The sequence below is a fragment of the Pseudofrankia asymbiotica genome (assembly GCF_001983105.1).
Taxonomy (GTDB): domain Bacteria; phylum Actinomycetota; class Actinomycetes; order Frankiales; family Frankiaceae; genus Pseudofrankia; species Pseudofrankia asymbiotica.
Map to the genome: position 1 here is coordinate 154,286 of NZ_MOMC01000025.1, position 8,440 is coordinate 162,725.

The following is an 8,440-nucleotide window of genomic DNA, read 5'->3' on the forward strand; positions in this document are numbered from 1 at the left end:
CACCGACAAGCGGGCGGCGCACGACGGTCACACAATCCGGCAACACCGTCACACGCCCCGCCGCGAAGACTCACGAAGCTCTGGTCAAGTCACTGGTTCGGTGGGGCGACCGGGTAGGCGGCGGCTGAGGACCAGCATCGCCAGCGCCGCGGCGGTCATGAGGGCGAACAGCCAGGTGAGCCAGTCGTCGCCCGCCCTGGCCTGCAACAGGCCGAGCACGGTGATACCGAGCGACGCCGACAGCTGTACGGACATGAACAGCGCGGTCGTCCCCTGCGGCTGCTCGGCGGGTGGCAGGGTTCGGTAGACGCTGGCGAACGTCGGCGAGGYCGTCATGCCGAAGCCGAGCCCGATGGCGACGAACAGGGCGAACACGGCCGCGAGGGGCAGCCGGTCGTGGGTGAGCGCGAAGGTCACCAGCCCGGCGGCGGTGGCCACGCTTCCCACCCGCACCAGCGGGCGCGGCCCGGTCCGGTCGCTGACCCTGCCGCCCAAGGACATCGAGACGAACAGCCCGAGCCCCAGCGCGCACACGAGCAGGCCCTGGCCGATGCCGTGCAGGTGGTGGCGGTCGGCCCCGAAGATCGGCAGCGCCGACTGCTGTCCGTACATGAGCAGCCCGACGCAGCTCATCACCGCGAGGCTGGCGCCGAACCCCGGACGGCGCAGCAGGCGCAGGTCGAAGGCCGGCGCGGTGGGCGTTGTCAGGGCGTGCCGGGCGTAGCCGGTGAGCAGCGCCACCCCCGCGGCGGCGATCAGGGCCACGACCAGGCCCGCCCCGGACTGGCCCGCCCTGGTCAGCGCGAGCAGGACCACCACGTAGCCGGACGTCAGCAGCACGAGCCCACGCACGTCAGCCGTCGGCGTGGGGCCACCGGCCCCTGTGCCCTGATCCGGCGCGCCACCACGGGCCGGGCGGTCGGCCGGGATGAACACGAGCGTGACGGCGAGCAGGACCAGGCACAGCGGGACGTTCACCACGAAGATCCACTGCCAGTGCCCGGTGGCCAGGAGCAGGCCGCCGACGATCGGACCGAGCGCGGGCGCGACGTTAATGATCATCGAGATCGTGCCGAGGACCCGGCCGACCCGGTCCTGGCCGGCGAGCCGGGCGGCGAGCAGGAGCGCCGTCGGCTCCAGCAGGCCACCCCCGAGGCCCTGGACCACCCGGAAGGCGATCAGCGCCTCGGCCGACCAGGCGAGCGACGCGAGCGCCGAGCCGAGCCCGAACAGCCCCAGGCCGGCGAGGAACACGGCCCGCCCGCCGAACCGGCCGGTGACCCAGCCGAGCAGCGGCAGCATCGTCGCCGCCGCGAGCAGGTAGCCGACGGTCGTCCACACCACGGTGGTGAGCGGAGCGTCGAAGTCGGTGGCGAGCGTGCGCAGCGCGACCGAGACCACGGTGCCGTCCAGCACCGCCACCAGCGCGGCGAGGCCGAGCACCACCAGTGCGCCCGTCGGCGCCCCGGCCGGAGCGGCCGGCCGTTCAGGCGCCGTCCGCCGCTCACCCCCCGCCTCGTCCCGCCGCGCGGTCGGCGGTCCGTCCGGCTGCCCGCCGGCCCGTGTGGCCGGCGGCGCCAGCGTCCCGGGTTCCGGGGCCGCCTCGGCGCGAGGCGACGGGGGCCGCCGGTCGGAGTCCAGCTCGCCCGGGGACGCCGGGCGGGGGACGGCGGGCGCCCGCCTACTGGTCGTCGGGTCGCCGGTCGGGTCTGCGCTTACTTCCATGGCGCAAAACTAAACCAAACCGTTTAGTGTGGCAACCTCCGAGATCCGTCAACATCGCGTTACACTCGGGCGGTGACGGTGACGGACGCACGGCGGGTGGCCCGACGCGACAAGCGACGGGTGATCCTGGACGCGGCGGCGCCGATCTTCGGCGACGAGGGCTACGAACGGGCGAGCATCGACGCGATCGCCACGGCGGCCGGCGTCTCCAAACCGACGATCTACAGCTACTTCGGCGGCAAGGAGCAGCTGTTTCGCGAGTCGGTCGCCGACTCGGCCGTCCAGCAGAACGCCCAGGTCCTGGAGGTGATCCAGCGCCTGGACCTCTCGGCGCAGGGGTGGCTCGCGAGCCTGCGGGACCTGGCCATGAAGCTCACCGAGTGCCAGCGCACACCGTGCGCCGTCTTCCTCGCCCGCATGATCGCCGCCGAGACGGCGCGCGACCCCGAGGTCTACCGGGTGGTGCGGGTCAAGGCGGCGACCCCGATCCTGGAGGCGCTGGCCGGCCGGCTCGCGATGCTCGGCAACGCCGGCCACCTCATCGTGCCCGACCCGGCCCTGGCCGCCCGCCAGTTCCTCGCCCTCATCAGCGCGGAGATCGCCGAGCTCACCGAGCACGGCACCCGACCGGTCTCCGACGAGCGCGTCCGCGCCGCCGTCAGCGCCGGCGTCGACACGTTCCTACGCGCCCACGCCCAGGCGTCCAGGTAGCCCAGCCCGCATCTCAGCCGAGGTCCGCACCTCGAACGGCGCCGACACCTGTGGTCCGCCCGGCGGACCAGGCCGCCCGCCGGACTAACCGGTGGCGGACCCCCCGATCGCCGCGAGGACCGCGTCGGCGAGGCCGGGGCGGCAGATCAGGAGGTCGGGCAGGAGCGGGTCGGGCTGGTTGTAGCGCAGCGGCGAGCCGTCGATGCGGGTGGCGTGCAGGCCGGCCGCCAGCGCCACCGCGACCGGGGCCGCCGAGTCCCACTCGTACTGGCCGCCGGCGTGCAGGTAGACATCCGCCTCGCCGCGGATCACCGCCGCGGCCTTGGCGCCGGCCGAGCCCATCGGGACGACGACGCCGCCGATCCGCTCGGCGACGTCGGTGACCAGTCTGGGAGCGCGGGTCCGGCTCGCGACCAGGCGCGGCGGCCCGGCCTCGGCCGGGGCTGGTGGTGTGATGGTCTCGCTCGACAGCGTCACCCCGAGCACGGGCAGCGCGACGGCGCCGACGGTGAGGGCGCCCCGCTGCCAGAGGGCGACGTGGACCGCCCAGTCGGCGCGGCCGGACTCGGAGAACTCTCGGGTGCCGTCGAGCGGGTCGATGATCCAGACTCTGTCGGCGGCGAGCCGGGCCCGGTCGTCGACGGCCYCCTCCGAGAGCACGGCGTCGGCCGGCCGGTGGTGCGCGAGGGCGGCCGCGAGCAGCTTCTGGGAGCCGGCGTCGCCGGCGTCGCGCAGCCCGGCGCCGTCCGCGAAGCCCAGCTCGTCGCGGATCTCCAGAAGCCGGCGGCCCGCGTCGGTGGCGAGCCGGCTCGCGAGCGCGGCGTCGGTCAGCTCGGTGGTGCTGTCGATGCTCATCACCCTCAAATTCTATGGCAGATGGCTGCCATCAATCATCCGTCGTGCGCCGTGGAAACAGGCACGAGTGGGCGGTAGGACCGGCCACGGACGGTGTTCGTCGATTCTGTACCGACCGTCCGGCTGTGCCGACCGTCCCTCCCCGGAGAGCACGACAAGGGACGGCGCGACGGGCACCGATCGCGCTCCGTATGTCGCCACAACCGCTACGGTCGCGGGGTGCCCGCCACCACTCGCCCGCCCGACGGACCGCCGGGTCCCCTGGCGCTCGTCGACGCGGACCGTGCCACCGAGCTGATGACCGCGTCCACGGCCTGGCGATCGCTCACGCTCACCCTCGCCCAGCTCGCCGACCTGGAGCTACTGCTGCTGGGCGTCTTCGGCCCGGTGCCCGGGTACGCGGAGACGACGTCGCGCGACGGCCTGCGGATGCCAGCGCTCGTCGTCCCGGCCGAGGCCGCCGCGGGCGTCGCCCCGGGCGACACGGTGGCGCTGCGCGATCCCGAGGGGGTGATGATCGCCGCACTGCACGTCGGCCTGGTCCGCCCGTCCAGCGAGAGCGGCGAGAGCGGCGAGAGCGGCGAGAGCGGCGAGAGCGGCGAGAGCGGCGAGACCGGCGAGACCGGCGCGCGGGACGACGATGCCGACGCCGTGGGGCCGGGGCAGGCACGGCTCGCGGGCCGGGTGGAAGGGCTGCGGCCGCCGTCCCATCCCGACTACCCGGGGCTGCGGCCGCGGCCCGGCGAGCTGCGCGCGCTGCTGCGCGAGCGCGGCTGGTTCGAGCCCGGCGGGCGGGCGCCCTGGGCGGTCTGGGCCGACGGCCTGCTGCACACGGCCGACATCGCCCGCATCCGGGCGCTGACCCGGCAGGGCAAGCGGTGCGTGGTGCTCGCGCCCGTGGGAGGGACCGACCCGACCGACCCGCGTCACCACCTGCGGGTCCGCGCCCTGCGCGCGGCGCTCGACGCGCTCGACGAGCCGATCCGCCCGACGGAGGCGACGCTCGCGGGCGAGGCGATCGCCGCCGAGGCCACCCGCGCCTCGGCGGCCGTGTCGTTCTACCCGCCGGGTCCCGCCGCGCCCCCCGCGGGCGCCGAGACCGCGGCGGGCCGGACCACGCGCCCCTCCGACGCGCAGCCGGCGAAGGCGCTGCTCGTGCTGGTCCCGGTCGTCCCGAGCGCGGAGCTCGCCGCCCCGCGCGAGCCCGGGATCACAGCCACCTCGCCGTTCGGCGCGCCCACCGGCGATCCCGGCGAGCCCGACCGCCTGGCCGAGCTCGTGACCCTGCGCGCGCACGTCGCCGAGTTCTACGGCCTGGGCGGCAGCATCACCGGGCCGGCGTTGGGCGCGCCGGGGCGCGACGAGCTCGCCGCGCTGCTCGCCGCCGGCAGGCCGATCCCGGCGGAGCTCACCCCGCCGGGCGTGGCCGCCCAGCTGGCTCGCGCCTACCCGCCGCGGCGCGCCCGTGGCTTCACCGTCCTGTTCACCGGGCTGTCCGGTTCCGGCAAGTCGACGCTCGCCGCCCTTCTGGTGGTCCGGCTGCTCGAGCGCGGCGACCGGCACGTCACCCTGCTCGACGACGACGTGGTGCGCACCCAGCTTTCCAGGGGGCTGGGCTTCTCCCGCGCCGACCGGGAGGCGGGCGTGACCCGGATCGGCTTCGTCGCCGCCGAGGTCGCGGCCGCGGGCGGCATCGCCGTCTGCGCGCCGACAGCGCCGCACGCGGCGGCCCGGGCGAGGACGCGCGAGCTGGTCGGATCCAGCGGCGCCGGATTCGTGCTCGTCCACGTCTCGACCCCGCTGGAGGTCTGCGAGAACCGCGACCGCGAGGGCCTCTACGCCAGGGCCCGCGCCGGCCTGATCCCGGAGTTCACCGGCGTCTCCGCCCCGTACGAGGAACCCACCGACGCCGATGTCACCGTCGACACCGCGCGGGTCACCCCCGACGCCGCCGTCGACGCGGTGCTCGCCTATCTGCGCACCGAAGGCTGGCTCCCGGCCTGACCATGCCCGAACGCCGTCCGGGCCGGTGGCACGTGCCACCGGCCCGGACGACGGGAGACCAGGCGATCGGGATCAGGCCAGGTCGAACCGGTCGAGGTTCATGACCTTGACCCAGGCGGCGACGAAGTCGTCCACGAACTTCTTCTTCGCGTCGTCGCTGCCGTAGACCTCCGCCAGCGCCCGTAGCTCGGAGTTCGAGCCGAAGACCAGGTCGACGCGGCTGCCGGTCCACCTGACCTCGCCGGTGGCGTCGTCGCGGCCCTCGAACGTGCTCGCGTCCTCGGACGTCGGCGTCCACGTGACACCCAGGTCGAGCAGGTTGACGAAGAAGTCGTTCGTCAGCACCCCGGGGGTCGTGGTGAACGCGCCGAGCGGCGACTGCTGGTAGTTCGCGCCCAGGACGCGCAGGCCGCCGACGAGGACGGTCGTCTCCGGGGCGGAGAGGGTCAGCAGGTTCGCCCGGTCGACCAGCAGGAACTCGGCCGGCAGGGCCGGGGCCTTGCCGAGGTAGTTGCGGAAGCCGTCCGCCTTCGGCTCCAGCGGGACGAACGACTCGACGTCGGTCTGCTCCTGCGAGGCGTCGGTGCGCCCCGGCGCGAACGGGACCTCGACGTCGTAGCCGGCGTTCCTCGCCGCCTGCTCGACGCCGACGCCACCGGCGAGCACGATCAGGTCGGCGAGCGAGACCTGCCGGCCCCCGGCCACGTTGAACGTCTCCTGGATCCCGGTCAGGGTACGCAGGACGACGGCCAGCTGGTCGGGCTCGTTGACCTCCCACCCGTTCTGCGGCTCCAGGCGGACGCGGGCGCCGTTCGCGCCGCCGCGCTTGTCGCCGCCCCGGAAGGTCGAGGCGGACGCCCAGGCGGTGGAGACCAGCTGGGAGACCGTCAGGCCGGACGCGAGGATCTGGCTCTTGAGGACGGCCACGTCCGCGGCGTCGACGAGCTCACCCGTCACCGGCGGTACCGGGTCCTGCCAGATCAGCGCCTCGGCCGGGACCTCCGGGCCGAGGTAGCGCACGGCCGGCCCCATGTCGCGGTGCGTCAGCTTGTACCAGGCCCGGGCGAACGCGTCGGCGAACGCGTCCGGGTCGTCCTTGAAGCGCCGCGAGATCGTCTCGTAGACCGGGTCGAAGCGCAGCGCGAGGTCGGTCGTCAGCATCGTCGGCGCGTGCGTCTTCGACGCGTCGTGGGCGTCCGGGACGGTGCCGACGCCGGCGCCGCCCTTCGGCCGCCACTGGTTGGCGCCCGCCGGGCTCTGGAACAGCTCCCACTCGTAGCCGAACAGGATCTCGAAGAAGCTGTTGTCCCAGGTCGTCGGCGTGTTGGTCCAGATGCCCTCGAGGCCGCTGGTGATCGCGTCGCCGCCCTTGCCGCTGCCGTGCGAGCTCTTCCAGCCGAGGCCCTGCTGCTCGATCGGGGCGCCCTCGGGCTCGGGGCCGACGCTCTCCGCCGGACCGGCGCCATGCGTCTTGCCGAAGGTGTGGCCGCCGGCGATCAGGGCGACCGTCTCCTCGTCGTTCATCGCCATCCGGCGGAACGTCTCGCGGATGTCGCGGGCCGAGGCGAGCGGGTCCGGGTTGCCGTTCGGGCCCTCCGGGTTGACGTAGATGAGGCCCATCTGGACCGCGCCGAGCGGGCTCTCGAGCTCCCGGTCGCCGGTGTAGCGCTCGTCGCCGAGCCAGGTCGACTCGGGGCCCCAGTAGACGTCCTCGTCCGGCTCCCAGACGTCCGGGCGTCCGCCGGCGAAGCCGAACGTCTCGAAGCCCATCGACTCCAGGGCGACGTTGCCGGCGAGGATCATCAGGTCGGCCCAGGAGATCTTCTGTCCGTACTTCTTCTTGACCGGCCACAGCAGGCGGCGGGCCTTGTCGAGGTTGCCGTTGTCCGGCCAGCTGTTGAGCGGCGCGAACCGCTGCTGGCCGCTGCCGGCGCCCCCGCGGCCGTCGTCGATGCGGTAGGTACCCGCGGAGTGCCACGCCATCCGGATCATGAACGGGCCGTAGTGGCCGAAGTCGGCCGGCCACCAGTCCTGCGAGGTCGTCAGCACCTCGGCGATGTCGCTCTTCACGGCGGCGAGGTCGAGGGAGGTGAACGCCGCGGCATAGTCGAACCGCTCGCCGAGGGGATTGGCCACGGCGGGGTTCTTGGCGAGAAGGTGCAGGTTGAGCTGGTTCGGCCACCAGCCACGGTTGCCGCCACCCTGTGTCGGGTGCGGGGCACGCGGGTGCGCGACCGGGCACCCCACGCTGTTCGCTTCGTTGACGTTGGGCGCGGTGTCGCGGGTCTCGGACATGGGATTCCTCCCGAGCCTAGATGGGTCAGGCACGATCGGGCACGGGCCCGGCCGAGCAGGCCGGGCACAGGCCCCAGTAGTTGACCTCGGCCTCGTCGATCGAGTAGCCACGGTCGTCGGACGCGGTCAGGCACGGCGCCTCACCGACGGCGCAGTCGACGTCGGCGATGTCGCCGCATGACCGGCACACGACGTGATGGTGGTTGTCCCCGACTCTCGACTCGTAGCGGGCCACGGAGCCGGCCGGCTGGATGCGCCGGACCAGCCGCGCGGCCGTCAGCGCGTGCAGCGAGTCGTACACGGCCTGGTGCGACACCTCGGGGAGCTCCCGGCGAACGACGCCGATGATCGAGTCCGTGTCGGCGTGTGCGTGGGCGAACACTGCGCCCAGCACGGCCATCCGAGGACGGGTCACACGCAGACCGGCCCCTCGCAGCATCTGCTGGAAGTCCAGGGCGGCGGCCATGGCCGCCACTCTCCCCCGTTTTCTTGAACCTGTCAAGAAAACACTGGAACCTGTTCCAGTGTTGCCGGCGCCGCTGGCGAACGGCTAGTAGGCGCCCTCGCGGCGCAGAACGGCGAAGACGGTGCGCCAGAGGATCACGAAGTCCATGGCCAGCGTCCAGTTCTCGACGTAGCGCAGGTCGAGGCGGACCGACTCGTCCCAGGCGAGGTCGGAGCGGCCGCTGATCTGCCACAGGCCGGTCAGGCCCGGCTTGACCATCAGCCGGCGGTGCACGTCGCCCTCGTACTCGGCGACCTCCCGCGGCAGCGGCGGGCGCGGGCCGACCAGCGACATCGTGCCGTTCAGGACGTTGAACAGCTGCGGCAGCTCGTCGAGCGACCACTT

7 protein-coding genes are annotated in these 8,440 nt (G+C 73.8%); 2 read left to right on the plus strand and 5 right to left on the minus strand.

The genetic code is table 11. The annotated features are described in order from the left end of the window. Positions 1-84: 84 nt before the first annotated feature. Positions 85-1,725, minus strand: coding sequence for an MFS transporter (locus tag BL253_RS14050; RefSeq protein ID WP_241834777.1), 1,641 nt, complete (start codon positions 1,723-1,725; stop codon positions 85-87). Between the two features lie 78 nt (positions 1,726-1,803). On the opposite strand from BL253_RS14050, the gene BL253_RS14055 reads away from it, so the two are divergent. Further along, complete coding sequence (locus BL253_RS14055) at positions 1,804-2,436, plus strand: TetR/AcrR family transcriptional regulator (protein WP_241834778.1); 633 nt, start codon at positions 1,804-1,806, stop codon at positions 2,434-2,436. 84 nt (positions 2,437-2,520) lie between these two features. Here BL253_RS14055 and BL253_RS14060 read toward each other — a convergent pair whose 3' ends face one another. Then, positions 2,521-3,291 (minus strand): 3'(2'),5'-bisphosphate nucleotidase CysQ, encoded by a 771-nt coding sequence (locus tag BL253_RS14060; RefSeq protein WP_198946261.1) that lies wholly within the window; start codon positions 3,289-3,291, stop codon positions 2,521-2,523. Positions 3,292-3,588: 297 nt separating this feature from the next. Between BL253_RS14060 and cysC the strand changes: the two genes are divergently transcribed. After that, positions 3,589-5,295: an adenylyl-sulfate kinase gene (gene cysC / locus BL253_RS14065; protein WP_420801662.1), complete on the plus strand. Its 1,707-nt coding sequence runs from the start codon at positions 3,589-3,591 to the stop codon at positions 5,293-5,295. A gap of 72 nt (positions 5,296-5,367) precedes the next feature. Here the strand turns inward: cysC and katG are convergent, their stop codons facing one another. From katG to BL253_RS14080, 3 genes are all read right to left on the minus strand, one after another. Next, the gene (katG, locus tag BL253_RS14070) at positions 5,368-7,590 is read right to left on the minus strand and encodes a catalase/peroxidase HPI (protein ID WP_076817056.1); all 2,223 of its coding nucleotides are present in this window, start codon (positions 7,588-7,590) and stop codon (positions 5,368-5,370) included. A gap of 25 nt (positions 7,591-7,615) precedes the next feature. Then, positions 7,616-8,056 (minus strand): Fur family transcriptional regulator, encoded by a 441-nt coding sequence (locus BL253_RS14075; protein WP_096335997.1) that lies wholly within the window; start codon positions 8,054-8,056, stop codon positions 7,616-7,618. An 84-nt stretch (positions 8,057-8,140) separates the two neighbouring features. After that, a partial coding sequence (locus BL253_RS14080) for a sugar transferase (protein ID WP_131831493.1) occupies positions 8,141-8,440 on the minus strand: 300 nt, incomplete at its 5' end.